This is a genomic window from Alistipes sp. CAG:29 (genome assembly GCF_000435435.1).
GTDB classification, from domain to species: Bacteria; Bacteroidota; Bacteroidia; order Bacteroidales; family Rikenellaceae; genus Alistipes; species Alistipes onderdonkii.
Window position 1 is genome coordinate 1 of the sequence record NZ_FR893408.1, and the last position, 24,732, is coordinate 24,732.

Genomic DNA, 24,732 nt, shown 5'->3' on the forward strand with positions numbered 1-24,732 from the left:
ATCTTCCGATCAGTTCGCTGCCGCCCGTAACCGTTTGCGGGTTGTTGCCTTTGTCGAAATAGACATAATAGACGAGAAGATCGGCTTTAACCTGAATGTCATCCGCACTCAACTCTTCCTTTTTGATAATTTTATCAACAACGCTTATTGCCTTCGTATATTCCAGGTCTGTCTCAACGAAAAGCAAAGACATTCGGCCAAAGGTCAGGTGGGTAATATAGGACATATCGGGCAGTTGTTCCTCGCTGATTGTTTCTCGGATTAATTTATCAGGATAGTCCATCATAATAGTAAACATTTCCCGGGAATAGTTATAGAAAAACCCCGTCCGTTTCCCCATTTCTTTTTCGGTGTAGGGTTTCCCGCTTAGCAGTTCATCGAGGTTGAGGCCCAGGTTGCCTACCCCCAGCAGGTGCAGATGCCTGTGTGAGTGGTATTGCAAAGGGCCGATATAGTTGAATTGCTGACTTTGAGCTGGTAATTCGGAGGTTATTTGCTGCACCATTTCATTCATACCGTCGAACGAGGGCAGCATTTCTTTTTCATAAAGCGTCCTGTTGACATAGGCGCTTATGTTAATCGGGTTGTAAGTATATTGGTCGTAGACCGTCAATGTCCGGTTGTCAGTATGGCAGTTAATCAAATGTCCCGGATAAACCTGCGTCCTGAACGCCGGGTTTACAAATGACTGTTCGGCCGAAAGCCGATATTTGCGCGTGACATTGTCCGGCAGGAGGTCGTATTTGTTATCGTTGAATTTATTAACTGCGAACGTATGCCACTGCAAAGGGTCGTATTCCGGCTTTTTTTGCCCGGCTTGGGAAACGAACAGGTCGGCGGTTGTCTGTTTGTACCTGTCATGCAGGCAGGCAAGCGTTATTGTTGCCTCGCGCGGATTTTCCGTGTCGTTCGGCAACACCTCTATATCCAGATACTCAGCGTTATCCGCAACGGCCTTTTCGATAATGCACCATTGCGGAATATTTCGGATACTCCAGTCGCAGTTGGCCGAAACTGCTATACGTTGCTGAATCCCGGAATAATCTGCCCTGATTTCATCTTCATCGAGGGTGATGTAATACTTCTGCTCCGGTTCATCGTTGTGACAGGCTGCGCAGCAGAGCGCCAAAAAGAAAAGACCCCAATGTTTCATCCTAAAAAGTGTTTTAGTTAAACGATTGGGGGAAGAGGCAGATTGAAAATATGCGTGTCCCTGCGCGGTGTTGCCCGCATCGGTCATAAGGGTTGGTTTCAGTTTCACCCCCCCCCTCGGATTTCGATTTAAAGGTATGAAATAAACACGCATTTGCAAAATAAATCTGCAATTTCCGCCCAATACGGGGATGGAAGGCTTCTGGGGCCAGATCGGCTTGCGATTCGCATTTGTCCGGCCTGCCGCCCGAAAAAAATCTCCCAAGGAGGCGACTTCGATGTGCGGATAACGGAATACCTGCTTGTCTTTTCAGCAGCCTGAATGTCAGTCTATGCGTTATTTATCTCTTTCGGCAAATGCAGTCCGTCAGGTGATCGTCGATAAATCCTGCCGCCTGCAGGTGGGCGTAACAAATCGTGCTGCCGAAGAATTTGAATCCCCGTTTTTTCATGTCTTTGCTCATGGCATCGGATTGGGGCGATGATGCCGGAATCTCGCTCAACGACCCAAAGGTGTTGGTAATCGGCTTCCGGTCGGGAAAGAACGACAAGGTGTAGTTGTAGAAACTACCGAACTCTTCCTGTATGGCAAGGAATAGCCTTGCGTTTGTGATTGTGGATTTGATTTTCAACCGGTTCCTTACAATGCCGTCGAACCGCATCAGCCGTTCGACATCGCTATCGGTCATTTGTGCCACCTGCACGGCGTCGAAGTTGCAAAAGGCCTTGCGATACCCCTCACGCTTTCTGAGTATCGTTATCCAGCTCAACCCGGCCTGGGCACTCTCCAGGACAAGAAATTCGAACAGCGTCTTGTCGTCGGTCACCAATTTCCCCCACTCCTGGTCATGGTATTTCACATACAGCTCGTCGGTTCCGCACCAGCCGCACCGTCCGTTTATCATGTCCTGCATAGTCATCATGTTTGTAATATGGAGTAAAGATAGCTGATTTCCAGCTTCGTGCCAAATTTTAAGCCCGCTTCGGCCCGCTACAATTTGTCAATATAATAAACGTTGCGATGAAAGAATCCGAATCGGTAGGTGCGGAACGTGCTTTTATCGGAACCACTTTTGCTTTGGCAGAGAATTGTGCTTTCGAGTATAATATACTGACAATCAGCTTAAAATGTGCTTATTTGTAACATTGTGTCCACAAAAAAGTCTCCGAAAGGAGACTTCAATGTGCGGATAAAGGTGCTCCGGCACATTTGTAAGCCTAATGTATATCAGCGATTTGCGACGCTTTTTCGGTTCCGATTCCCGCGTCGCCTACCGTCTTTTTGCATGGTCTTGCGCCCATCTGCCCGGATTGCTTGCGTCACCGCCGTATCTCCTTGTATGACAATGCAAATATAGCGATTTTCGGCGAAAAATCCAAATGCGAAGACTTTTGGAGATGCGGGCGGATTTTCCTATATTTGTTGATATGGACAGAGGAGAAATTATCATATACCAGACAGCCGACGGCGAGACCTGTATAGACGTCCGCATGGAGAACGACAGCGTGTGGCTGACGCAGGCGCAGATGGTCGAATTGTTTAACTCGACCAAACAGAATGTCAGTCTTCATATAAACAATTTGTTCAAAGAAGGCGAACTCGAACGTGAGGCAACTGTCAAGGAATACTTGATAGTTCAACAGGAGGGACATCGCTCCGTGAAGCGTAAAATTACGGCTTATAATCTCGACGTGATTATCTCTGTTGGCTACCGTGTCAAATCGCAACGCGGTACGCAGTTCCGTATCTGGGCGAACAAGGTGCTGAAGGAGTACCTTATAAAAGGTTATGCTATCAATAGCCAAGCGAAGATCGAGCAGTTGGAGGAACTGAAACAGACTGTCCGTCTGCTCTCAAATGTGCTGTCGGCAAAGGCCGTCACGAAATCCGAGGCGGTCGGGTTGCTGCGCGTGATTACGGACTATACTTACGGTCTCGATACGCTTGACCGCTACGATTATCAGCAGTTGGAAGTGTCGGCTACTACGACCGAGGAGCCGTTTCATGCGACCTATGAAAATGCGATGGAGACGTTACAGGTATTGCGCAACAAATTCGGTGGCAGCGAGCTGTTCGCCCATGAGAAGGACGAATCGTTCAAAAGCACGATGGGCGCGATTTACCAGACCTTCGGCGGGCGGGATCTCTATCCGAGCGTCGAGGAAAAGGCGGCTAATCTGCTCTATCTGACGGTCAAGAACCACTCGTTCAGCGACGGAAATAAACGCATCGCCGCTTTCTTGTTCCTGTGGTTTTTGGAGAATAATCGGATTCTTTATCGCGCTGATGGCTCTCGCCTTCTGGATAACAATACACTGGTTGCCCTGACGCTGATGATTGCCGAAAGCCGTACAGAAGAAAAGGATGTGATGACGAAGGTTGTGGTGAACCTGATCAATAAAAACAATTAAAGCATTTATGAATGTGTCGGACTTTTGTTTGCTGATTTCGAGTACGGAGATCCAATAACGCAAGTTATCAATGCCATTGTAGCTATACCATAGAATTTTATTGCTATTTCAGAAGAAACCACCTCGCATTTTTTGCGAGGTGGTTTCTTTTTGTTACCCCTCGTGGCGGAAATTAGCAGGGTAATAAGATATATTATCCAAACTATTTCCCGCTACGATATTTGATGCTAAGTATCAAAGAATTAAAAAATAGAGTATCACCCTAAATTATGTACAAAAGGTAGAATCCAATTTCGTTAAAATTAAGTTTGGTACATTAAAGTATATAATTGGGGAAAATGTTTGTATTATCAATATTTTGACCGGTAGAGATATAAGTTTTTTTCATTCAAGAGCTTTTGCTATATTTGTAGATGAGAATAATTGATCTTATGGAGTGTATAGTTTTTAAATCGAATCAAAGTTATTCTTGCCGAAAAAAGTAGAACCAACAAATGGCTTTCTGAGCAATTAGGAAAAGATTCTGCTATTGTGTCTAAGGGGGGCAATACTACACAACCTAATGTGGAAATGCTTATTCAGATAGCTAAATGTCTTGAGGTAAAAGTAGATGATTTATTAAGGACTGAATAATTATGGGAACGAGTGATGGTTATGTTTATATATTGACCAATCCTAACTTTAAGGAGGACTGGATAAAAATTGGGAAAAGCTCCAGACCGGTAGATGTTAGGTCTAAGGAGCTGGGCAATATAGCTTTCAGTAAGTCGGAATGTGCTGTAATATAACAGATTATCAGGCCGTATATATAGCAGGTTTCTTGACCCGAAGATTGCCGGCAAACGATATAAACAAGCTTACTGCCTCTTTGCAAGATGCGCAGGTGGATCTCACTCCGCATCAGGTTGAGGCGGCTTTGTTTGCATTTAAGTCGCCTTTATCCAAAGGGGCTATACTTGCCGACGAGGTTGGTTTGGGAAAGACTATTGAGGCCGGTATTATCTTATCACAACATTGGTCCGAGCATAAAAGGCGATTGCTGGTTATATGTCCGGCTAACTTGCGAAAACAATGGTCGAGTGAGCTGTTGGAGAAATTCTACCTGCCATCTGTGATTATGGAGACAAAGTCCTTTAATGCCTCCATAGAAAATGGCGCTTTTAATCCGTTTGATACGGAGAATATAGTTATTTCTTCCTTGCAATTTGCAAAGTCCAAAGCCGCTTATATAAAGAGTACGAACTGGGATCTGGTAATTATAGACGAGGCGCACAGGCTGCGTAATGTATATAAACCGCAAAACCGGATTGCCAATACCATTAAAGAGGCTATAGAATCCAGAAAGAAGATATTGATGACGGCAACTCCATTGCAAAACTCTATTCTGGAATTATATGGTTTGGTTTCTATTATCGACGATTATGTGTTTGGGGATATAAAAAGTTTCAAGAGCCAATTTGGTCATAGTTTGACCGATGAAGAGTTCATGGAATTGAGACGTCGACTACAACCCGTTTGCAAGCGCACCCTCAGACGACAGGTTTTGGAATATATCAAGTATACCAAACGGATTGCCATAGTAGAGGAATTCTTCCCGACAGAGAACGAACAACGTCTCTACGATATGGTGACTGATTATTTGAATAAACCGAAACTGTATGCTTTACCTAATAGTCAGCGTCAGCTTATGACTTTGATATTAAGGAAACTGCTTGCATCTTCAACATATGCCATATATGGAACATTCTGCTCTCTTATCAATCGGTTGCAGGATATTATCGCAAAAAACGATAATGTGTTACTCAAGAATCTCGTCATTGAAGAATACGAAGAAGACAACGATGAGTGGGTGGATAATGAAGAGATTGAAGAAGATATCGAGGAGTTGCCTCCGGCCGATATTGAAGGCATAAAGAAAGAAATATCCGAGCTGGAGCAATTTAGAGATATGGCCGAGAAAATTAAAAAGAATAGTAAGGCTGAACATCTGTTTGTCGCGTTGGATAAAGGTTTTGAGCAGTTAAGGCATTTAGGTGCTGCCTCCAAGGCACTTATCTTTACGGAGTCAAAACGTACGCAAGAGTTTCTTTATGGACATCTCGAAAAGAGGGGATATAAGGGTAAGGTTGTTCGATTTAACGGGACTAATACCGATAAAGAATCGACGGCTATCTATCAGGCATGGCTGAAGAAGCATAAAGGCACGCCCAAGGTTACGGGATCCCTTACGGCCGACAGGCGGGCGGCTATCGTTGATTATTTTAAGGATGAAGCCACTATCATGATTGCTACCGAAGCTGCCGCCGAGGGTATCAATTTGCAATTCTGCTCTTTGATAGTGAACTATGATATGCCATGGAATCCACAGCGGATCGAACAGCGAATAGGTCGATGCCACCGATATGGACAGAAATTCGATGTCGTAGTTGTGAACTTCCTCAATAAAAGTAATGCGGCCGATATACGTGTGTATGAACTGTTGGATCAGAAGTTCCAGCTCTTCAATGGTGTGTTTGGTGCCAGTGATGAGATTTTGGGCAGCATAGGCAATGGTGTCGATTTTGAAAAACGCATAGCACAAATATACGACGAATGTCGAACGACTGATGAGATAGAGGCTGCATTTGACAGGTTGCAGTCAGAATTGCAGGAGCAAATATCCGAGAAGATGATAAAAGCCCGCTCGGCTTTATTGGAAAATTTCGATGAATCGGTCAAGGAGAAGTTGAGAGACAATCTGGCTCAAAGTCGGAAAAATCTCGACCTGTTTGAAAAACGTCTTTGGCTTCTAACGCGGCATGCGTTGGAGGGAGAGGCCACATTCGATGAAGATCGCTATGCCTTCACGCTTCATATCGACGGGTCGATCTATACTTTGTCGAAAGAGTGTGAAGACGAGCAAGTGCGACCTTATCGTATAAGCAGTCCTTTGGCCAAGGACATTTTGGCCAAGTATCGGGAGCCACTTCACACGCCGGCATATATCGAGTTTGATTATACGCACACGGCAGGGCGAACCAAGCTGCTTGACGACCTCGTAGGCCAAAGCGGTACCATGCGGGTAGAGAAGATATCCATCGATTCTTTTGAGCCGGAGGATCATCTGGTTATTGCCTGCCTTACCGATAGCGGCGATTGGGTCTATCCCGAAATTGCCGAACGGATGCTCCTGCTTCCGGCATGTCTGCTGTCACAAACCGGAGTAGACATTACAACTGCCGATTGTTTGTGCGATAAGGTTGAAGAGCTGAACCATGATATTCTTTCTTCTTCCTCAGACAGAAACAACCGCTTTTTCGATGAAGAGATGGAGAAACTGGATAACTGGGCCGGCGATATGAAGCTCGCTTTGGAGCGCGAAATCTCGGATTTGGATCAGGAGATACGCCTTCGGAAATCGGAAGCCAAAAAGATCGGCCGACTGGAAGAGAAGGTAAAAGCTCAAAGAGCCATCAAGGAGATGGAACGTAAGCGTATCGAGAAGCGACAGAATCTTTTTAATGCTCAAGATGAAATCGATGAAAAAAAAGAGCTACTTTTAAGCCGTATTGAAAAGATGCTGCAACAGAAGGTCCAGCAAACTGAACTGTTTACCATTAAATGGAGAATCATATGAGAGCGAACCTCAAAAAAAGTGGGCCTTGTTCAAGGCGTTCCTCAAAGAATATTGGTGGGCAATCTTAATCAGATTGGGTGCTCCCGTTTTGCTGAATTTTATTATCTTTATACCCGCCTTCTCGCCGATTGTCGGAGGCAGTTCAGATTGGCTGTCGTTTTATGGAAGTTATATTGGTTTAGTAATCGCCAGTTTGATAACATTGTATGTACTATACAAGCAACTGCAACACAATCACGAAGATAACGAAAAAACTCGTCGCGATAATCAAGCCGTTAATGAAAAAATGACAGCTTCAGCTCAAAATATTGAACTACGAACAGGAGAGACAGTGGTTGCAAGGTAAGATCCGCTTGTGTAAATAATATCGATTCAAATAATATACGAGAGATTTGCAATGTGTTCATATTTCAAGAAGATGATATAGTGTCTAAAATCAAAAACGCAATTGATAGTTTGGATCGAACCAATACTTTTTTAGATTTCTTATTGCCTATAAGACATAACAAGAATGTTCGTTATTTAAACAAGCAAAAGTATAAAGCATATAAGGAATATATGTTAATGATCCAAGATATACAAGTCGTAGCGATTTTCTTGAATAACAATTATGAAATGATTCAAGAAGGCTTGATTTTAGCTAAACTTTCGCCTCAAATAAAAAATCAAGTAGAGTGTAAAATCGTAACACCTTGTCTTGCTAATCAAGCTATCTAAGCAATTAGTTTTAATCGCCATTGATAGGTCAGCTATAGCAGATGATATATAAATGAGAGACTCATCATTACAATATATTGAACAAGAGAAAAAAAGAATTAACAAAATATTAACCGATAACAATGGCACAAGATAAGAAATTGCAGAAACTGGAACTGACGTGGATTGGAAAGGATGATTCGCGCGAGCTGATTGAACCGCGAATTCTCATTGAGAATCCCGACTATTCGTATGGTACGGTCGAGACGGGCACCCTGCCCAATGGCAAATCGTGGAACGGCAATATGCTCATCCATGGCGACAACCTGCTTGCCCTCAAAGCCCTTGAACAGAACTATACGGGTGCCGTCAAATGTATCTATATCGATCCGCCCTTTAATACAGGAGCAAGAATTAATGCAGATGGGCAGGAAATAGGATACGATGACGGAATTGAACACTCGATTTGGCTAAATATGATGTATGAAAGATTTGCTATTCTTTACAATCTATTGAGAGATGACGGGGCGATCTTTGTACATCTTGATGATAATGAGGCTGACTATTGTAAAGTAATTCTTGATGAAATTTTTCATCGGGAAAACTTCATGAACAGAATAACCATTGATGCTCGTTCCCCTTCTGCGTTTAGTACAGTCAATCCTGGGATGTTTGTGGCCTCCGAATATATTTTATATTATGTAAAGGATAGAAAAAGGCTTCGAGAAAATCAATTGAGAGCTAAACGAAATCCTGATTATGCATATAATAAATATATTACCAATATAGATGCATCTTATGAAGACTGGATATTTAAACCTGTTGCTCAGGTATTCAGCGAAACACAAAAAACAAGAAGCCTAAATCCAGAAAGTCTAATAAAAAAATATAATGAATTTATCATAAGAAATGCTCATAGAATTTGTAGATATACAGCTATCAGTGATTCTGGAGCAGGTCAGAAAATATTAGATATAAAAGCTGAATCGCTAATCCATAGAGATAAAATCTTCAAACTTAAACGAGAAGATAAGGATGATGTGTATATAATAAATGGACAGCAATTAGCTTTTTACAATAAAAATATATGTAAGATAAATGGAGAAATTTGCGCATCTATGCCATTAACAGATATATGGACAGATATTGCGTGGGAAGGTATTGCAAAAGAAGGAAACGTAACTTTTAAAAAAGGGAAAAAGCCAGAGAAACTTATTCAAAGATGTATTAGTTTAGTAACTGAAGAAGGCGACCTGGTGCTGGACAGTTTCCTCGGGTCGGGAACCACGGCCGCCGTGGCGCAGAAGATGGGGCGTCGCTATATCGGGGTCGAGTTGGGGCAGCATGCCTATACGCACTGCGTTCCCCGTCTGAAGATGGTGACCGACGGAACCGATCAGGGAGGAATCTCCAAAGCGCAGAACTGGAAGGGCGGAAACGGCTTCAAATTCTATGAACTGGCACCGAGCCTGCTCAAAGAGGACAAGTTCGGAAATCTCGTCATCAACAAGGAGTACAAGGCCGATATGCTGGCGGCGGCAATGGCCAAGCAGGAGGGATTCACCTATGCTCCTTCGGCGGATGTCTATTGGAAGCAGGGCTACTCGTCCGAGAGCGACTTCATCTACACTACGACGCAGTTCATGACGGTGGAGGGACTTGCTGCCATACGTGAGACAATGACTGAAGGCGAGAGCTTATTGATATGTTGTACGTCGTTCCAAAAGGAGTGCAAGCAGGCATTTTCTAACATTTCTATAAAGAAGATTCCGCAGATGCTGCTGGGGCGCTGCGAATTTGCCCACGACGACTATTCGCTCAACATCATCGACCTACCCCACGTCAACGACGAGGAAGAGTGGCCGATGGAGGACGAGTTCGAATACGCTACAGATAGCGAGGTGGCCAAAGAAACGATTGAGGGACAACAGGAACTATTTTAATCTATCGGTATGAATACTATTGCAAACACGATAAAACAACGCCTGTCGCTTCGGGAACCGCTGGCCGAAGCACTCGATGTGCTAACTCGCCTTGTAGACAAACTTTCTTTGTCGAAACCCGAACGACAATCGGATAAGGAGGCCGAAGCGGTAGCTTATGAGGTCTATCTAAAAGAGCAATTACAACGTGTAAAGGAAGTCTGCCCATACTGCAAGGATTTTGAACGCGATTTTCCATCGTTTGCATTCTCGATAGCAACCGGTATCGGAAAGACCCGGCTGATGGGTGCTTGTATTGCCTATCTCTATCTGGCAAAAGGCATCAGGCATTTCTTCATTTTGGCTCCAAATCTCACGCTTTACGAGAAGTTGATGCGTGATTTTGGCGACCCTTCATATGAAAAATATGTATTTAAGGGGATATCGGAGTTTGTGCATAACGAGCCTTTAATTATAACCGGAGATAATTACAACAAGGCCCGTAACCTGTTTTCAGATAATCAGATACAAATAAGCATCTTCAATATATCGAAGTTTAATACCGAGAGTAAAGAAGGTGGGAAAAAGGGAGCTCCCAAGATGCGCCGCCTATCGGAATATTTGGGGCAGTCATATTTCGATTACCTCTTTTCGTTGGATGACTTGGTTATCCTTATGGATGAAGCGCACCGGTATCATGCCGATGCTTCGAAGAAAGCCATCAATGAATTGCGTCCTATATTGGGTCTCGAAATGACGGCTACGCCTACCGATGAAAAAGGAAAATCGTTTAAGAATATTGTCTATGAATATAATCTGGCTCAAGCGTTGGCCGATGGGAAATATGTGAAGATACCGACCATTGCCAAGCGAAGGAATTTCAGCCGGGGCAATATGACCGATGAGGAGTTGGATATACTTAAAATCGAAGATGCAGTGAGTGTCCATGAACATACGAAACTGCATTTGGAGATGTATGCCAAAAATAATAATCAGCCTCTGGTAAAACCCTTTATTTTGATCGTTTGCAAAAGTATTCAACATGCCACCGAAACATTCAATAGAATACAGAACGAAATGTTTGACGGGAGGTATGCAGGTAAAGTGCTTCAAATAGACAGCTCGACCAAGAAAGATGAGGAGATAGATAAGCTATTTGTTTCGCTGGAGAAGCCGGACAATAAGATAGAGATCGTTATTCATGTAAATATGCTTAAAGAGGGTTGGGATGTAACCAATCTGTATACCATTGTGCCTTTACGAGCGGCCGATGCGCCTATATTGGTTGAACAGCAGATAGGTCGAGGTCTACGCTTGCCATATGGTGGGAAACGTACGGGATATGCCGATATTGATAAATTGACGGTGATTGCGCATGAAAATTTTGAAGCCGTTATCGCCAAAGCTAATGATCCGAACTCGGTATTGAGTAAGGTCTCTTACGTTGAACTTGATGATGAGGATTTAACTCCCGAGCCCGGTAAAGTGGTTACGGCTGCTACCATAATTGATTTCCAGGAGAAGAAAACCATCGAAGAGGCAAAGACGGAGGTCGAGAAAAAGAATGCAAAGGCTGTAATGGATGCTCAACGAGCTGTTTGGACGGTGATTCCCAAGATGAACAGTTCGGTGCGCTCAGCTAAGGAGTTGTCCAACCCGAAGGTAATAGATGCGATTAAGGTCCTTACGCGGAATGAGATAATTAAAAAGGCGAAGGAGACTAATCCGCTTTTTGCTGATGAAGAGGCAAAACCGTTGCTTGCAGAAGTGGATTCAGTTGTGGAGGTTGTTGTAAAGAAATTTATAGACAATATTATAGAAATTCCACGTATGACCATTCAAAAGGAGGCATATAAAGCTGAATTCAAGTGGTTTGATCTTGATACGCGAATGGGATTTGATCTGCCTGCACTGAAAGATGAGATTATTCGAATAAGTGTAGGTGCTGGAGAGAAATCGATGGAAGTGTTGCAAGTGATAACAGGAAGGAAATTTGATACTCCTGTTAATCAGATTGTGAATGCGTTGATCGATCACGAAGAAATCGACTATGACGAAAACTCAGAACTCCTCTATCATTTGGCCGGACAGGCTGTCGAAGCCATAGAGAAGAATGTTGATAACGAGACTGATTTAGCAAAAGTTGTAAATCAATTTAAAGTTGCAATCGCCAACTCTATTTTTGACCAGATGCAGAGGCATTTTGTGATAACGCCGTTGGGATACCTGAAACCGAATGTATTGCCTTTTTCTGGAATAGTCGATCAGCATTTGACAGAATTAGACGGATTTGGACGAATTGATTTCAGAGATTCTGTAAAACCAAGCTTTGTGCGTAAATTCATATTTACCGGTTTCTTGAAATCGTATTATACGGAGTGTAAGTTCGACAGCAAAACCGAGCTCGATTTTGCGAATGTGCTGGAGTCGGATAATGATGTATTGAGGTGGTTGCGACCAGCACCTAACCAATTCAACATATATTGGGCAAATGGAGCCAAACGCTATGAACCGGATTTCATAGTCGAAACATCGGAATGTATTTACATGATAGAAACAAAAGCCCTTAAAGATATTTCCGATGAAGATGTGCAGGCAAAAAAGAAAGCTGCCGAGGAATATTGCAAGAATGCAACGGAGTATACCTTGAAAAATGGGGGTAAACCTTGGCGGTATCATTTGCTAAGGCATGATGTTGTGGAACGCTCAAGTAGCTTTGAATATTTGATGGCATTAAGTTAGGTGTATTTCTCGCCTGTTCGATGTGAATTGCTCAAAATGATGTGGCCTATTCTGACGAGCGAGTTATTGAATTCGGCTTTATAATGCAGATATATTTTTAATTTATTAATTAAATATTATCCGAACTGTGCTACAATAATGAATGGATACATTTCATAAGTACACTTTTCCGGATGGGAAGGTATATATTGGACAGACTAGACGAGATCCTCAAATAAGGCATAGGGAACATATCAGTCCCGTGACTGATCCGACAAATGGCGGATTCTGGAGAGCGTATTCGACTTTTAAAAAGTGTAAATTTGAGATAGTTCAACAATATGAGAGTAATGATATTGAGAGACTTGTCGATATGTTGAATTACGCCGAAACACAACTTATAGTATACCTACAAAGCTTATGATCCTCAGTATGGCTATAATAAGCAGACTTGGGGACATTCACATACACATTACCTTACAAAAGAAGTAGAGATTATAAAAGCCAAAATAGGCGAACTTTACGAAGCATTTATAAATGAAAGAATGGTTATTTATAACTCCGTATGTGATAAAATATGGGAAACCAAATTACCTCTAACCGAAGAAGAAAAAGACTTCGTTAAGAAAAGATGTTTTAATCGAGACTTATTTTGCTTTCCAAACACATTTAATATAGAGAAATTGGACGAGAATGATCTTGATGACGAGCGAGATGGTTTTGTAATAGAGGAAACTCTTAATTTGGTTAAATTTGATATAGAAGAAGAAACTCAGACGGAATTTCAGACATTCTTAGAAGATAATGGTTTCGATATTGCAGAACAGGTACTTCATGAATATGCGGCGGAAGTAAATATTATTGTTGCAATAGATGATAATGGTAATGTTGCGAAAGAATTTCATTCATTCGATGAAATAATCTCCTATTTCAATGTTACACGGGCCGATAATGTGAAAAATGCTCTCGCTGGACGTCAGAAGAGTGCATATGGATATGGTTGGAAATATAAAAAAGACTTGAAATAGAGGTGACAGTGAAACCGTGTTGAGTATATTTTTTGAAGTTATTTGGAAATTTACCAAATTTAAAGTTCTATTCTATCTAAAAAGGAGTAAAGGCAAGAGCGTTGAGGCCGACCGCATTGACCGCCATCTGGATAATAATCCGTGCCCAGATCAACCAGCATTATCAGTCCATCAGTGATCGGGATTCGTTCGTCTCGGCTGAGAAGGTCAAGAATGCATATCTGGGCTTCGGAAATAAATACCGTATGCTGTTGGACGCGTTTGAAAAATTTACCAGCGATTATCAAAAGCGCATCGGTATAGACTGTTGTGATGGAGTTTGGAAGCGATACTGCAATACTATCGACCATTTGCGTGTTTTAATGCAAAAGGAGTATCATGTAAGCGATATGCCTTTGTCCGAGTTGGAACAATCTTTTATCGAATAGTTCCACGTCTATCTGAAATCCGATCGGGGCCTTAAACTAATGACGGTTTGCGGGTATCTAAAATGCCTGAAATATGTCGTCAGGATTGCCTTTAACAACGGCTGGATGCCACGTAATCCATTTGCATTATATAGCTATACGGTTCTGAATCCAGACCGGAGTTTCCTGACCGAAGAAGAACTGCATCGCATGATGACAACCCGCCTGCGTTACAAAAGCCAGGATTTTAATCGGGACATGTTCCTCTTCTCGTGCTTTACGGGTATCTGTTATGCTGACATGTCGGCGCTGACCTATGATCAGCTGGAGCAGGATACAAACGGCGATTGGTGGATCAGCGGTAACTGCCAGAAAACCGAGACGAAATATGTCGTCACGCTGTTGCCCTATCCTTTGTTCATTCTGGATAAGTATCGAGGTCTGGCAGGCAATCGCTCTCTTTTTTAAATTCCGTCCCTCGATTCCATCGACGACAGTCTTAAAAATATTGCCCGTGAATGCAGCATAGACAAACAGCTCTCCTTTCACACAAGGAGGCATACCTATGCTACCACGATCTGCCTTCAAAACGGAGTTTTTATGGAGACCCTTTCCAAGATGTTGGGGCATAAGCATATCACAACGACCCAAATCTATGCGAAAATCACTCATCCGATGATCGCTCGGGAAGTCGATATGCTCAAAGAAAAGCTGGTGGGCAAATTTTCGGACGTCTGACTCCTGCTGATCCTAAGCATACTACGATAAATCTCATATCAGTAAGCGGTTACTGATATAAATACCTCATACCTTCGTGCCATTTTTGCAGCAGCAACACTTAGAACAAACCGCTTATGACAAGTATGGAAGAAATGTTCGAAATGCTCAAGGATATCCGTGAGGATATTTCCTATATGAAACGGCATCGTAACATGCTTTGCGGGATGCCGATTCTGGAAGTCGCAGAAGTCTGCGACCTGCTGAAGATGAGCGACCGCCAACTGCGCCGCTATCGGACGAGCGGACAACTTACGGGCTTCCGCTTTGGGCGGCGCCTTCTGTTCTCCTCCTCCGAGATCATGCAGTTTATCGAGCGTACGGAGTTGGATTACCAGCGCCGCAAACAGCTTAAAAAGGCTATCCGTAACATCTAATATCCAATATCATGTCCTCTCAATCCTCTGAAAGAACTTACTATCTGGTGGAGACCGACACTTTTAAAAGCCTACTCCGCACACATTTCGTACTGCTCCAATCTACCTTGCTCTTCGAGCATCTGTGCCGCCAAAGCGACCGTCCGATGTTCCTCTCATCGGATAAAGTTTGTGAGGCTTTGGGGCTCGACCGCAATAAACTGGAGCAATACCGACGTAAGCGCATTATTGGGAAACACGGTAAAATTGTCCCCTAAAAAACGGAGGAAGATGCCCCCCTAAAGTTGCGAAGCAAAAAGAGTAAAAAGTTGTTGTCCGGATTGGGGTCTAAAAGGATGTGATTTTGCCCGGGTTAAACAACATTTTTCTGTAGGTCTTTTATCCCGGTTTATTGCGAGAACCCTACTTAGTTCTCGCCCATAAAACGGTCGGGATTGTGTCGACCGACACTGCAAAGATAACTATTCGCTTTAAAAGAACAAGAGAGTAGTTTTTGCAACCGCAGGCATCTATCCATAGGCATTTTCAGATTTAGATTTTTTTTCTTATCGACTCTCCGAACAACTCGACACGCAGCGAATGGTGTACGATTCGGTCGAGCACGGCATCGGCGATGGTCTTCTCGCCGATCACGTCGTACCAGTCCTTGACGGGGATCTGCGATGTGATCATTGTCGAGCGCCGCTGATGGCGGTCTTCGATAATGTCCATCAGTATGCCGCGTGACCGGGCGTCGAGCGGCTGCATACAGAAGTCGTCGAGGATCAGCATATCGACTCGCTCGATACGTTTCAGGTCGGCCAGTATCGTGCCTTTGGCCTTGGATATTTTGAGCTGGCTCATCAGTTTTGCCGTACTTGCGTACATTACCCGGAAGCCGTCCTGGCAGGCCTTATAACCGAGCGAGGTGGCTAGATAACTCTTACCTGTCCCGGTTGGACCGGTAATGATTAGGTCTTTGTGGTCGCGCACGAACTCCATGGCGGCAAGGCGTTCGACCTGATTACGATCCAATCCCCGTTCGAAGGTGTAGTCGACATCGTCCAGCGTAGCGTTGTAGCGGAACTGGGCAGCCCTGACGGCTCGCTCTACGGCGCGGTTCTTACGGTTGTCGAACTCGCTGTGGCCCAGATGCGAGACGAACTGGTTCTGTGTCATTTTCTCTTTAATGGTGTTCTCCAGCGAGGTTTTAAAAGCGTCGTGCATACCGAACAGGCGCATCTGGCGCAGTTTCTCTAAGGTCTGATTGTTCATTGACTTATTGGTTTTAGTGGATTATTTGTAATACTCTTTACCTCTGATGTTCTCGTGCTCGGGCATATCGGCTGGCTCTTCGGGAAGGTCTATCGCTTCCGATTTGTTCTGGAGTATATCCTGTATCTCCCTGAAACTGTACTTACCATAGCTGTCGGCCAGACGGCAGGCTGCCGCAAGACGTTCCGGCCCGGCTTTACGCGCGAAGTTCAGGATGCCTGAACACATCTTGTTGGCCTGATCCTGATAACGGGTCTTTTCAAGTACCCTGCGGATATAATGCTCTACATCCTCGTGTATGGCAGCGGCTTGCTCGACGAACCGCTCGGGAGACCACTCCATAACTGCACGGTGTTTGGGACAAAGATGTTCGGTGACGGTGGTATAGCGGTAGTTGTGTCGGTCGCGGGTATGATGGGCTATAATATCGTAGTTGTAGCGGATCTCCACGTCGGTAGCGGTATAAGACAACTGCACTTTCTTGCCTATGTAGATGTGCGGGACGCTGTAGTAGTGGATGTCTTCGTGTAGGCGTGCATAGCCATATTTGTCGACCGTAGTGACGATATGCTTCTTCATCTGGTAACGGATCGGGTTCAGAGGGCCGAGGGCTTCCTGTTCCACGTCCTCGAAGTAACTGCGGCGCGAGTAGTTGCGGCGATCCAGGTTCTTGTTGTTGTGCTTTTCAAGAGTTCCGCGGATAGCTACGTTAAGCGACCGAGAGGCTCGATGACCGTAAAGATGTCCTTATACGTCAACTTAACCGCATTCTCCACATGGGCCTTATCCTTGGGACTGCGTGCCCGGGTGGGATAAGCTGTTACCCCATAATGCTCTCCGAACCGTTCGAACTCCGTGTTAAGGATAGCTTCATAACGGCTTGCTTTGGTAACGGCACTCTTAAGGTTGTCCGGAACGATAGCACGGGGAACGCCGCCATAGTAATAGAATGCGTTCTCGCAGGCTGTAATAAAATCTTCCTTGCGTTGACTCTCCACTGCCTCCACATAAGTCAGCAGGCTGCACCCGAGGATAGCCACGAACACTTCCACCTCCCGGGGTTGTCCGCCCGGCGGATAGATCCACAGTTTACTGCCCGTATAGTCCACGAACAACTTATCTCCAGCCTTATGTTTCATACGCATCGACGGGTTACTGATGCGTTCGTAGCGCCGCAAGGCTACCCGGAACTGCGTCAGACTGTAGCCGTCAGGATGGGCCACGCGGTAACGCTCCCATTGCTTATGGCTGGTCATACCCTTACGGGACATCTCTTTGCTCGCTGATGGCATGAAAGCCTCAAGGGCATCTGTGCGGGGATTAGGTTCCTCAGGAACCTCTTCAATGCAGAACAGGGCGTAAAGCTCAGCATCGCTCTTGGCAAGGAACTCCTCGTAGGTAAGGCTCTGAGTGTTCCACTTGTTGACATACTTTTTTACCGTGTTACGCGAAGTACGGGCCATCTCGGCGATAGCCCGTAAGCCCACGCGTTCGGTGTACAGTCGAATAATCGTTCGTAATTTGTTCATTTTCAAAGGTATGTTAGGCATGATCTCTCAGATTTTGGTTTGCTTTTGCTTCAAGCTAACAAAATCCGACTCCTTTTAAGCCTTTGAACAACTACTTTTTACTCAAATCCCCGAAGGGGTCTGTTTGCTCCGTTTTAGGTGGGTCAATTTCGACCGTTTTATAGTGGTCAATTTCATCCGTTTTCAACGGGTCATTTTAAACCGTCGCTACTGGGGCTATTTTACCGTGTTTTCCATCTTGTCTCATGACGTTGAAATTTTGGGGTTAACAAAACGCCTGCAAGAGAGAATTATTACGGTGTAAAACGCAGAAAAACAACGCGGTGCATCTGTATTCGGGAGCAAACTTCGCCGAACGGCCCGTTTTTCGGGGCCGTTCCCTTTCGTGCTCCCGCGAGTTCGCCGCGAACTGCTTTCCGCTTCCGATTCGGGGAATCGGCCGAAGCCTTTGCAAAATGATGATATACAGTCTGTTTTCCTCTTTTTGCGCCGGACGGGCAACGAAAAAGGAGCCTCGGAAAAAGGCTCCTTTGTGCGGATAAAGGGACTCGAACCCCCACGCCGGTAAGGCATCAGATCCTAAGTCTGACGTGGCTACCAATTACACCATATCCGCTCGCTATGTGCAAAGGTATATAAAAATTCACAATTCACAATCCGGAGCGGGTGATTATAAGCCTTTTTTATTTACTTTTGTAGGCAATTTATCCGCTTATGCCGCAGAATGTCGCACTCGTTTTAACGCCCCGCCAGGCTGCCGACGCGAAGTATTACACTTCGCTTGCCGCGCAGCGTCTGGGTGTGCCGGAGCACGATATTGCCTTGGTGAGGGTCGTCAAACGCTCGATCGACGCCCGGCAGCGGCAACCGAAGGTCAACCTGACGCTGGAGGTCTATGTCGACCGGGAGCCGCAGCCCGCACCCGTGCATTTCGATTATCCCGACGTGTCGGGACATACCGAGGTCGTAGTCGTGGGGTCGGGCCCGGCAGGGCTTTTCGCGGCGCTGCGGCTGATCGAGCTGGGATTGAAGCCCGTTATCCTGGAGCGGGGGCGCGACGTTTCAGCGCGCAAGGTCGACATTGCGCGGATCAACCGCAACGGGGCGGTCGATCCCGATTCGAACTACGCTTTCGGCGAGGGCGGTGCGGGGACTTTCTCGGACGGCAAACTCTTCACGCGCAGCAAGAAGCGCGGTGATTATAACAAGGCGTTGCAGACGCTGGTGTTCCATGGCGCCACGCCCGAAATCCTCTATGAAGCCCATCCGCATATCGGAACCGACAAGTTGCCGCGCATCATGCAGAATATCCGGCAGACGATCCTTGGCTCGGGCGGCCAGTTCGTGTTCGGTAGCCGCGTTACGGATCTTGAAATCCGCAACGGCCGTATCCGGGGCGTGCGGTGCGGCGACACGTTTGTCGAAGGGGCGGCCGTGGTTTTGGCCACGGGACATTCGGCACGCGATATTTACGAGCTGCTTTACCGCAGGGGCGTGCGCGTCGAGGCGAAGGCCTTTGCCATGGGCGTGCGTATCGAGCATCCGCAGGCGTTGATCGACTCGATCCAGTACCACTGCCCGACGCGGGGCGAATACCTTCCGGCGGCGGCTTATTCGCTGGTGAGCCAGGAGGCCGGCCGCGGGGTCTACTCGTTTTGCATGTGCCCCGGCGGGTTCATCGTTCCGGCCATGACCGATGCCGCGCAGTCGGTGGTCAACGGCATGTCGCCCAGCGGCCGCACGTCGCCCTATGCCAATTCGGGCATGGTGACCGAAGTGCGGCCCGCGGATTTCGAGCACCTGCGTGCGGAATGGGGCGAGCTGGCCGGGTTAAAGTTCCAGCAGCAGTTCGAAGAGCTGGCCCGGCAGCACGGCGGCGAGCATCAGGTCGCCCCGGCGCAGCGCGTCGCCGATTTCGTGGCGGGGCGCCCCAGTGCGGCCTTGCCGAAAACCTCCTATATCCCCGGTATTATTCCTTCGCGGCTCGATGAGTGGATGCCCCCGTTTATCGGCGAGGGGCTGCGCCGGGGGATCGCCACCTTCGGGCGGCGGATGCGGGGGTTCGTGACGAACGAAGCCGTCGTAGTGGGCGTCGAGTCGCGCACCTCGTCGCCCGTCCGGGTTCCGCGCGACCCCGTGACGCTCATGCATCCCCAAACCGCGGGGCTCTTCCCCGCGGGTGAAGGCGCCGGTTACGCCGGGGGCATCATCTCTGCCGCCCTGGACGGCGAACGTATCGCAGAAGCAGTAACAAACTACATAAAATAAATGAACGAATCTCAAAGCAAGTTACCCTCTCCCGAGGTCTCTGTAATCATCCCCGCTTACAATCTGGAAGGGTATCTCGATACGTGCCTGCAATCGGTTCTGGCGCAGACACTCGGGAATTTCGAGGCCATCGTCGTGGACGACGGTTCCACGGACGGTACGCCCGGGCTCCTGCGTCGCTATGCGGAGCGCGATCCGCGGATCATCGTGGTGAGCACCCCGAACCGGGGCGTTGCGCGTGCCCGCGAGACGGGTATTGCCCGGGCGCAGGGAAAATACATCGCTTTCCTCGACGGCGACGATTTTTGGGAACCGCGCATGTTGGAGGAGATGACCGCCTCGATCGGGCAGAATGGCGGGTACGATATCGTATGCTGTAATTTCAAGCGGGTCTGCAAGACCTACCAGGCGATCTAACGTGAATCCCGAACGGAGGATATGGAAGGGCTCGAGTTCCTCGAGGCGACGCTTCGCCATTCGATCTGGGTGACCCTCTGGGGCAAACTCTATCGGCGGGAACTTTTCGATAACGGACTGAACCACCATCCGTTGCGGCTGGGGCAGGATACGATGATCAACATCCAGATCGCCTGCCGCCTTCCCCGCGTTCATTTCATCGATTACGTGGGATATGATTACGTACAGCGGCCGTCGTCGTCCAATCACCGAAGTTTCGATTTTGATTACTGCTGCTTATTTTGTAGTATTGTGGAACGGGAGTTACAACGGCACGGCGAATCGCTTCGGGGGCAGGCCGAATTTTATGCGCTGCTGAATAAGGTGCGCTGGTATTCGGTCTATGTCTGCAAAAGCCGCAGTCCGTGGGTCGGGAACCAGGCGTTTGTCTGCGACCTGCGCGAATCGGCCGGCCGGTACCGGGACGAGCTGAGGGCGTACTATTCGCGGGCGCGGATGCTGTTGCTGGAGCTCGACCGTTACCGGGCCATGCGCCCGGTCGTCGTCATGCTGACGACAGGATTGCGCTGGCGTACCAGTTTGCGGCGGCGTCTGGCACGATAAAGGAAAATTATACTGAAACATGGATTTTTACGACGGAGCCGGCAGCCGGATCGTGAAAGCGGTAAATTGGATTGCATAGATGGAGGAAAGGGAAAAATCAAAGCCCGTGGTATCGGTCATTATTCCGGTTTACAATCTGGAAAACTATCTCGATACCTGCCTCGATTCGGTCGGACGGCAAACGTACGGGGATTTCGAGGCTATTGTCGTCGATGACGGTTCGACGGATGGTTCGCAGGCCGTGGCGCTCCGCCACGCGGAGCGTGATGCGCGCATCGTCGTCATAAGTACTGTAAACCAGGGGGCTGCCAGGGCCCGTGAGACGGGTATCAGGCATGCGAAGGGCGACTACATCTGTTTTCTCGACGGCGACGACGTCTGGGATTCCCGCATGCTGGAGAAACTGGTGGCGGCCATCGGGGAAAACGGCGGGTACGATATCGTATGCTGCGATTACAAACGTATTTGCAAGACCTACGAAGCGCCCAAGCGCGAAATGCGCACGTCGGACATGCAGGGGCTGGATTTCCTTGTTGCATCGCTCTACCACGCTATTTCCGTGACCGTGTGGGGACGGCTCTATCGCCGGGCGTTGTTCGAAAAGGAACTGCGTCATTATCCGCTGCGGCTGGGGGAAGACAGCCTGCTCAACATCCAGATCGGCTGTCAGCAGCCGCGTGTCCGGTTCGTCGATTATGTGGGTTACGGATATGTGCAGCGCGGCGGGTCGGCCAACCGTTCGCCGCTCGATATCGGCTACTGCGTTAAATTCAGCGAGGCGGTGCAGGCCGAGCTGGTGAGGCACAGGGATGTTGTTGGCGACCGGCTGGAGTTCTACCTGCTGCTCAATAAAATGCGCTGGTACCTGGTTTACCTGCGCAAAAGCCATAACCCATGGGCCGGCGACACGGAGTTTGCCCGCGGGATCAATGCGGAGGCGGAACGCTACCGCGCCGAGCTGGAAGGGTTTTTCAGCCGTTGCGACTGGTTGCTGCTGCGGATGGACAGGCGGCGGTGGATGCGCCCCGGGGTGCTCGCCGTCTCGACCCTGATGCGCTGGGGCAAGAGCCTGAAGCGGCGGCTGACACGCTGAATCCGAGTATTGTAACCTAAACCTGGAACGATGAAAAGATACCTGTTGTACGTTACTTTGCCTTATGCCTATTCAATCCTGAGGCCTTTGGAACATGAAATCCGCCGCCGCGGAGGCGAGGCGGCCTGGTTTGTCGAAGAGGGGTGTCCCGTCGTGCTCGAAGAGGGCGAGGTGCGGTTGGGGACAATCCGGGAGGCGGTCGCTTATAACCCGGTCGCGGTTTTTGCACCGGGCAACTACATCCCCGATTTTATCCCGGGCGTGAAGGTGGCGCTTTTCCACGGCTATGCGATCCAAAAGCGGATCGAGGCCGTCGACGACCACTTCACGGTGCGCGGATGGTTCGACATTTATTGTACGCAGGGGCCGAGCAGTACGCCTTATTTCAAGGAACTGGAAAAGAAATACGGCTTCTTCCGGGTCTACGAGACCGGCTGGCCCAAAGCCGACACCTATTTCTCGCCCGAAGTGCAGCGTAAACCGCAGAATGACCATCCGGTGATTCTTTACCCCCCGACCTTCACGCGCAATGTCTGTTCGGCGCCCCATCTGATGGCGGAGATCGACCGTCTGGCCAAAACCCATCCGTGGGACTGGGTCATCACGTTCCATCCCAAGCTGACTGACCCCGGGATCATAGCCGGCTATAAACGTATTGCGGAGGAGAACGAGAATGTCATATTCTATGAGGGTTCCGACAAGATGCCGCTTCTGCAGCAGGCCGACGTGATGTTGTGCGACAGCTCGTCGATCATCCTCGAATTCATGTTCCTCGACAAACCGGTCGTGACGTTCCGCAATTCGCATCCGGGGCCCCATCTGATCGACGTCGATACGCCGGAGGCCGTCGGCCCGGCCATCGAGCGTGCGCTGGCGCGGCCTGAGGGGTTAATGGAGGAGATCCGCAGCTACACCATGCACCACGAACCGCACCGCGACTGCCGCTGTTCGGCGCGGGTGCTCGATGCCGTGGACGATTATATCGTGCGGGGGCATGCGGGGCTGAAACGCAAGCCCCTGAACCTGGTGCGCAAATGGAAACTGCGTCGGCAGTTGCATTATTATCCCCTGCTGGAAAAATTCCGCCGCCGATAGAAAACGTCAGTGCCGCCCCGACCGGGGCGGCACTGACGTTTATGGATGCCGTTTCCAGAGCCGGATGTTTCTGTCCCGGGCTCAATGGCCCGTGCCGGCGGGAACGGGGATTTTTACCTCGGTTTCGGGGACGCGGGTCTGTTCCGTTGTTGCCAAGTGGCGTGCAAGCCCGGTTTCGCAGCGGGTGCGGTGTTCACGGATGGTTTGCTGGTAACGTTCCTCGTTGGCCGAGAGGCTGTTACGCTCGCATTTGCCGTGGTGGAGGTGGAAGACCACGCCGCGAAACTTCATGCACCGCTGGCGCACGCCGCTGTTGTCGAGGCGGATCGCCAGTTCGGAATCTTCGCGTCCCCAGCCGCAGAACGATTCGTCGTAACCGTTGACGCGGATCAGGTCGTTGCGCCAGAAGGCCATGTTGCAGCCTTTGACGAAGCGGGTGGGGCCCAGCGTCCGGTAGAGGAATGCCATGAGCGGGATGCGGATGACGTTGTTGCTGTTGCGTACGCCCCGCATCAGCGGCGTGAGCGAGGTGATCTCCCCGCTGAGCACCTTGCGGGTGAGCATTTCGGTGATGATGCCCCGCGACCCGGTGACGTAGCAGCCCCGTTGTGCGAAGATCATGTGATCCTGGATGAAGTTGCGTTGCAGGATTAGGTCGCCGTCGATCTGTATGATGTATTCGCAGCGGCTCGCCGCGATGGCTTTGTTGCGGATCATGGCAAGGCGGAACCCCTTGTCCTCGTGCCAGATGTGCCGGATGGGGACGGGCGACACCGCCTCGAAATGGCGGACGACATCGCGGGTGCTGATACCCGAGCCGTCGTCGGCGATCAGGATTTCCGTGGGCATGGCCGTTTGTTGCATTACGCTGTCCAGGCACAGGTAGAGGGCCCGCGGCCAGTTGTAGGTGGAGATGATCAGTGATACCGTCATTGGTAAATTAGGGTTTTAGACGTCGTTGTCGCTGCGGCCGTACGCAACCGGCCGCAAAATTCCTGCCGCGGCATCCCGCTGCCGGGATGCTGTATTCTCACGTTCAGGGTAACGCGTAGCTTCTTGTCCATCGTACAAAGGTAGTGATTTATCCCCGCTCAGGGTATGTGCACTCCATTTTTATCGTGTTCCGTTTTATATAAATGTGCGCCGGAGGGGAATACTGCGCAGAATATGAAAAAATATTTTCGATCACCCGGGATCGGCGGTACCCGGCTATCTTGCATGTTTACATGTTATTAGATGACTGAATACATGTGATTTATTAAAAAATATCAAAAAATTCGAAAATTTTTTTAATAAAAACTTGCGCGGCATGTTTTTTCACCTTATCTTTGCAGCGAAGTTTTAAGGTTCATTTAGGTTAGTAGT

23 protein-coding genes, 1 tRNA gene and 1 pseudogene are annotated in these 24,732 nt (G+C 48.0%); 17 read left to right on the forward strand and 8 right to left on the reverse strand.

Annotated elements, in window-relative coordinates; translation table 11 throughout:
• On the reverse strand, window positions 1-1,261 hold a 1,261-nt coding region (locus QVP03_RS01880), incomplete at its 3' end, for a BACON domain-containing protein (protein WP_288210596.1).
• A gap of 232 nt (window positions 1,262-1,493) precedes the next feature.
• Entirely contained in the window at window positions 1,494-2,066 is a 573-nt protein-coding gene (locus QVP03_RS01885; protein WP_022331972.1) for a DNA-3-methyladenine glycosylase I, read from the reverse strand.
• A gap of 514 nt (window positions 2,067-2,580) precedes the next feature.
• Between QVP03_RS01885 and rhuM the strand changes: the two genes are divergently transcribed.
• The 9 genes and pseudogenes from rhuM (at window position 2,581) to QVP03_RS01930 (ending at window position 13,547) form a co-directional block, all read left to right on the forward strand.
• Window positions 2,581-3,564, forward strand: coding sequence for a RhuM family protein (gene rhuM / locus QVP03_RS01890; RefSeq protein WP_286724169.1), 984 nt, complete (start codon window positions 2,581-2,583; stop codon window positions 3,562-3,564).
• Between the two features lie 456 nt (window positions 3,565-4,020).
• A complete protein-coding gene (locus tag QVP03_RS01895) occupies window positions 4,021-4,197 on the forward strand; it encodes a helix-turn-helix domain-containing protein (RefSeq protein WP_286724171.1) in 177 nt (58 codons plus the stop codon).
• A gap of 2 nt (window positions 4,198-4,199) precedes the next feature.
• Window positions 4,200-4,322: pseudogene (locus tag QVP03_RS01900) on the forward strand (GIY-YIG nuclease family protein); the annotation flags it as partial.
• Between the two features lie 62 nt (window positions 4,323-4,384).
• Window positions 4,385-7,180, forward strand: coding sequence for an SNF2-related protein (locus QVP03_RS01905; RefSeq protein ID WP_288210597.1), 2,796 nt, complete (start codon window positions 4,385-4,387; stop codon window positions 7,178-7,180).
• 25 nt (window positions 7,181-7,205) lie between these two features.
• Complete coding sequence (locus tag QVP03_RS01910; RefSeq protein WP_276656823.1) at window positions 7,206-7,526, forward strand: hypothetical protein; 321 nt, start codon at window positions 7,206-7,208, stop codon at window positions 7,524-7,526.
• A gap of 80 nt (window positions 7,527-7,606) precedes the next feature.
• Window positions 7,607-7,897: a hypothetical protein gene (locus tag QVP03_RS01915; RefSeq protein WP_288210598.1), complete on the forward strand. Its 291-nt coding sequence runs from the start codon at window positions 7,607-7,609 to the stop codon at window positions 7,895-7,897.
• Window positions 7,898-8,019: 122 nt separating this feature from the next.
• The gene (locus QVP03_RS01920; protein ID WP_288210599.1) at window positions 8,020-9,819 is read left to right on the forward strand and encodes a site-specific DNA-methyltransferase; all 1,800 of its coding nucleotides are present in this window, start codon (window positions 8,020-8,022) and stop codon (window positions 9,817-9,819) included.
• 9 nt (window positions 9,820-9,828) lie between these two features.
• Window positions 9,829-12,540 carry a DEAD/DEAH box helicase family protein gene (locus QVP03_RS01925; protein ID WP_022331976.1) on the forward strand — a complete coding sequence of 904 codons (2,712 nt, stop codon included), beginning with the start codon at window positions 9,829-9,831 and terminating at the stop codon, window positions 12,538-12,540.
• A gap of 524 nt (window positions 12,541-13,064) precedes the next feature.
• Window positions 13,065-13,547: a hypothetical protein gene (locus QVP03_RS01930; protein WP_288210600.1), complete on the forward strand. Its 483-nt coding sequence runs from the start codon at window positions 13,065-13,067 to the stop codon at window positions 13,545-13,547.
• Window positions 13,548-13,606: 59 nt separating this feature from the next.
• Here the strand turns inward: QVP03_RS01930 and QVP03_RS01935 are convergent, their stop codons facing one another.
• Window positions 13,607-13,897 (reverse strand): hypothetical protein, encoded by a 291-nt coding sequence (locus QVP03_RS01935; protein WP_286724025.1) that lies wholly within the window; start codon window positions 13,895-13,897, stop codon window positions 13,607-13,609.
• 117 nt (window positions 13,898-14,014) lie between these two features.
• On the opposite strand from QVP03_RS01935, the gene QVP03_RS01940 reads away from it, so the two are divergent.
• The 3 genes from QVP03_RS01940 to QVP03_RS01950 all read left to right on the forward strand — a co-directional run bounded on the left by QVP03_RS01940 (window position 14,015) and on the right by QVP03_RS01950 (window position 15,108).
• Complete coding sequence (locus tag QVP03_RS01940; protein WP_288210601.1) at window positions 14,015-14,422, forward strand: hypothetical protein; 408 nt, start codon at window positions 14,015-14,017, stop codon at window positions 14,420-14,422.
• Between the two features lie 57 nt (window positions 14,423-14,479).
• Window positions 14,480-14,692 carry a tyrosine-type recombinase/integrase gene (locus QVP03_RS01945; protein ID WP_288210602.1) on the forward strand — a complete coding sequence of 71 codons (213 nt, stop codon included), beginning with the start codon at window positions 14,480-14,482 and terminating at the stop codon, window positions 14,690-14,692.
• A 125-nt stretch (window positions 14,693-14,817) separates the two neighbouring features.
• A complete protein-coding gene (locus tag QVP03_RS01950) occupies window positions 14,818-15,108 on the forward strand; it encodes a helix-turn-helix domain-containing protein (protein WP_286724030.1) in 291 nt (96 codons plus the stop codon).
• Window positions 15,109-15,639: 531 nt separating this feature from the next.
• Here the strand turns inward: QVP03_RS01950 and istB are convergent.
• The 4 genes from istB to QVP03_RS01970 all read right to left on the reverse strand — a co-directional run bounded on the left by istB (window position 15,640) and on the right by QVP03_RS01970 (window position 18,507).
• The gene (gene istB, locus QVP03_RS01955) at window positions 15,640-16,362 is read right to left on the reverse strand and encodes an IS21-like element helper ATPase IstB (RefSeq protein ID WP_022331982.1); all 723 of its coding nucleotides are present in this window, start codon (window positions 16,360-16,362) and stop codon (window positions 15,640-15,642) included.
• Between the two features lie 21 nt (window positions 16,363-16,383).
• A complete protein-coding gene (locus QVP03_RS01960) occupies window positions 16,384-16,986 on the reverse strand; it encodes a Mu transposase domain-containing protein (protein WP_022331983.1) in 603 nt (200 codons plus the stop codon).
• An 80-nt stretch (window positions 16,987-17,066) separates the two neighbouring features.
• Window positions 17,067-17,891 carry an IS21 family transposase gene (istA, locus tag QVP03_RS01965; RefSeq protein WP_286724035.1) on the reverse strand — a complete coding sequence of 275 codons (825 nt, stop codon included), beginning with the start codon at window positions 17,889-17,891 and terminating at the stop codon, window positions 17,067-17,069.
• A gap of 533 nt (window positions 17,892-18,424) precedes the next feature.
• Window positions 18,425-18,507, reverse strand: a tRNA-Leu gene (locus QVP03_RS01970).
• Window positions 18,508-18,605: 98 nt separating this feature from the next.
• Between QVP03_RS01970 and QVP03_RS01975 the strand changes: the two genes are divergently transcribed.
• From QVP03_RS01975 to QVP03_RS01995, 5 genes are all read left to right on the forward strand, one after another.
• Window positions 18,606-20,159, forward strand: a complete 1,554-nt coding sequence (locus QVP03_RS01975; protein ID WP_022331985.1) for an NAD(P)/FAD-dependent oxidoreductase — start codon at window positions 18,606-18,608, stop codon at window positions 20,157-20,159.
• On the forward strand, window positions 20,160-20,576 hold the full coding sequence (locus QVP03_RS01980; protein ID WP_022331986.1) for a glycosyltransferase family 2 protein: 417 nt from the start codon (window positions 20,160-20,162) through the stop codon (window positions 20,574-20,576).
• Window positions 20,577-20,597: 21 nt separating this feature from the next.
• On the forward strand, window positions 20,598-21,179 hold the full coding sequence (locus tag QVP03_RS01985) for a hypothetical protein (protein WP_022331987.1): 582 nt from the start codon (window positions 20,598-20,600) through the stop codon (window positions 21,177-21,179).
• A 79-nt stretch (window positions 21,180-21,258) separates the two neighbouring features.
• Entirely contained in the window at window positions 21,259-22,272 is a 1,014-nt protein-coding gene (locus QVP03_RS01990) for a glycosyltransferase family 2 protein (protein WP_022331988.1), read from the forward strand.
• 30 nt (window positions 22,273-22,302) lie between these two features.
• Window positions 22,303-23,367, forward strand: coding sequence for a CDP-glycerol glycerophosphotransferase family protein (locus QVP03_RS01995; protein ID WP_022331989.1), 1,065 nt, complete (start codon window positions 22,303-22,305; stop codon window positions 23,365-23,367).
• Window positions 23,368-23,448: 81 nt separating this feature from the next.
• Here QVP03_RS01995 and QVP03_RS02000 read toward each other — a convergent pair whose 3' ends face one another.
• Window positions 23,449-24,300 (reverse strand): glycosyltransferase family 2 protein, encoded by an 852-nt coding sequence (locus QVP03_RS02000; protein ID WP_018696345.1) that lies wholly within the window; start codon window positions 24,298-24,300, stop codon window positions 23,449-23,451.
• Window positions 24,301-24,732: the final 432 nt, after the last annotated feature.

Coding starts and splice junctions, on each gene's coding strand:
- QVP03_RS01995 (WP_022331989.1), top strand. CDS start 22,303: ATGAAAAGATACCTGTTGTACGTTACTTTGCCTTATGCCTATTCAATC.
- QVP03_RS01925 (WP_022331976.1), top strand. CDS start 9,829: ATGAATACTATTGCAAACACGATAAAACAACGCCTGTCGCTTCGGGAA.
- QVP03_RS01935 (WP_286724025.1), bottom strand. CDS start 13,897: ATGGTCGATAGTATTGCAGTATCGCTTCCAAACTCCATCACAACAGTC.
- rhuM (WP_286724169.1), top strand. CDS start 2,581: ATGGACAGAGGAGAAATTATCATATACCAGACAGCCGACGGCGAGACC.
- QVP03_RS01930 (WP_288210600.1), top strand. CDS start 13,065: ATGGTTATTTATAACTCCGTATGTGATAAAATATGGGAAACCAAATTA.
- QVP03_RS01940 (WP_288210601.1), top strand. CDS start 14,015: ATGACGGTTTGCGGGTATCTAAAATGCCTGAAATATGTCGTCAGGATT.
- QVP03_RS01985 (WP_022331987.1), top strand. CDS start 20,598: ATGGAAGGGCTCGAGTTCCTCGAGGCGACGCTTCGCCATTCGATCTGG.
- QVP03_RS01980 (WP_022331986.1), top strand. CDS start 20,160: ATGAACGAATCTCAAAGCAAGTTACCCTCTCCCGAGGTCTCTGTAATC.
- QVP03_RS01950 (WP_286724030.1), top strand. CDS start 14,818: ATGGAAGAAATGTTCGAAATGCTCAAGGATATCCGTGAGGATATTTCC.
- QVP03_RS01920 (WP_288210599.1), top strand. CDS start 8,020: ATGGCACAAGATAAGAAATTGCAGAAACTGGAACTGACGTGGATTGGA.
- istB (WP_022331982.1), bottom strand. CDS start 16,362: ATGAACAATCAGACCTTAGAGAAACTGCGCCAGATGCGCCTGTTCGGT.
- istA (WP_286724035.1), bottom strand. CDS start 17,891: ATGAACAAATTACGAACGATTATTCGACTGTACACCGAACGCGTGGGC.
- QVP03_RS01990 (WP_022331988.1), top strand. CDS start 21,259: ATGGAGGAAAGGGAAAAATCAAAGCCCGTGGTATCGGTCATTATTCCG.
- QVP03_RS01975 (WP_022331985.1), top strand. CDS start 18,606: ATGCCGCAGAATGTCGCACTCGTTTTAACGCCCCGCCAGGCTGCCGAC.
- QVP03_RS02000 (WP_018696345.1), bottom strand. CDS start 24,300: ATGACGGTATCACTGATCATCTCCACCTACAACTGGCCGCGGGCCCTC.
- QVP03_RS01885 (WP_022331972.1), bottom strand. CDS start 2,066: ATGCAGGACATGATAAACGGACGGTGCGGCTGGTGCGGAACCGACGAG.